This window comes from Kocuria varians (assembly GCF_006539885.1).
GTDB lineage: Bacteria > Actinomycetota > Actinomycetes > Actinomycetales > Micrococcaceae > Kocuria > Kocuria varians.
Genome location: NZ_BJNW01000047.1, coordinates 1 through 595, shown reverse-complemented (window position 1 = coordinate 595; position 595 = coordinate 1). Strand labels below are relative to the sequence as shown.

The window sequence follows — 595 nt, the reverse complement described above, 5'->3', positions numbered from 1 at the left end:
GAATTGACACCACGCTATTGGACTCACCCGCGGCCAGGCCTCCCGCTGACGCAGTGCTGGACCTGCCACGCGCAACCCGAATCGAGGTCTTGTCCGGCACGCTAAAAGAGCAGGTCAAAGATAGCCATGGCCCGCTCCCAGTGCACGCTCTGCGGGTTTTTGACCTTAGGATCGAGGATTTTGAAGGCACGTGCCAGCGCCACCGTCAGCCCGCCGACCAGGCGCGGCAACTCCGCTTCCATCTCATAGCTGTAGGCCAGGTCGAGCGGGGGCAGGGCTACCAGCTGATCCAGGATAGGCTGAAGCTCCAGTGCGGTGTCCAGCCCGTCGAAGGCCCGCATGCTCTCCTTGAAGCCGAGCGTCAGCGGCAGGTCGTGCAGCTGGATGACGTCTCGCTGGTTGTCCTTGGCCGTGGCCTGCGCCGCCAGCAACAGATCGTAGACCTTCTGCCGCACGAAATCGTTCAGCCGCGCCAGGTCGTTCTTGTCCACGTCCAGGCCGGCTGCCTCCCGAAAGAGCCGTTCAAACTTCGATACGCCGATGATTTTCGCCATAGTTCTATCTCCTCCTGTCAGACTTACAGTGACACTATAGC

At 61.2% G+C, this 595-nt stretch carries 1 protein-coding gene; it reads right to left on the bottom strand.

The window, feature by feature from the left end; translation table 11 throughout:
• Positions 1-101: 101 nt before the first annotated feature.
• Positions 102-554, bottom strand: a complete 453-nt coding sequence (locus KVA01_RS12565; protein WP_058954393.1) for a DUF1931 family protein — start codon at positions 552-554, stop codon at positions 102-104.
• Between the last annotated feature and the right edge of the window lie 41 nt (positions 555-595).